Below are 789 nucleotides of genomic sequence, written 5' to 3'. Positions count from 1 at the left end.
GGCGTGGCCTGTCACCTTTACCGGCCCTTGACGCAAGAAGACAGGGTTGCAGCTCATGCCTGACACCTCCGACATCCTGCGCTTAGAGCAGTTGAAGGTTCATTTTCCGATCCATGGCGGACTGTTTGACCGTGTGCTGGGTCGACCTGCCCGCGCAGTGCGCGCGGTAGACGGGATCGACCTCACCGTCGGGCGCGGCGAGATCGTCGCCCTGGTCGGGGAATCGGGAAGCGGCAAGACGACGGTGGGCCGCGTCATTACAAAGCTTGCTCAGCCAACAGGCGGCAGGCTGCTGTTCGAAGACCGCGACATGACTTCGGTGCGAGGCTTCTCAGCTTTGCGTCCTTACCGGCATCGCGTGCAGATGATCTTCCAGGACGCCTACCAAGCGCTCAATCCGCGACACACGGTGTTCGATATCGTGGCGGAGCCCTTGCGGTCACTGCGGCTGGTCGAGAACGGCACCCAACTCGCCGAGCGGGTCAGCGAGGCTCTTGCGTCCGCCGGGCTCAATCCTCCCGGTGATTTCTTCGCCCGCTTCCCACACGAACTATCTGGCGGGCAGCTCCAGCGGGTCGTGATTGCTGGAGCGCTTGCCGTTAGGCCAGAGCTCATCGTTGCCGATGAACCTGTGTCGATGCTCGATGTTTCGATACGCGCACAGATTCTTCAGGTCTTGGTCGACCTGCGCGACAGGCACAACATGGCGCTTCTGTTCATCACCCATGACCTGCCGCTTGCCTGGTTGATCGCCGACCGAATTGCGGTCTTGTATCTTGGGCGGCTGGT

At 61.6% G+C, this 789-nt stretch carries 1 protein-coding gene; it reads left to right on the top strand.

Features of this window, described 5'->3' with window-relative positions; genetic code table 11:
- Positions 1–55 precede the first annotated feature (55 nt).
- Positions 56–789, top strand: a 734-nt coding sequence (locus AC0L3N_RS33900) for an ATP-binding cassette domain-containing protein (RefSeq protein ID WP_473552049.1), incomplete at its 3' end; no start/stop codon positions are given.

The organism is Mesorhizobium sp. WSM4807 (assembly GCF_055811615.1).
Note: the sequence above shows the minus strand (reverse complement) of the source record. Positions and strands in the feature narration are given on the sequence as shown.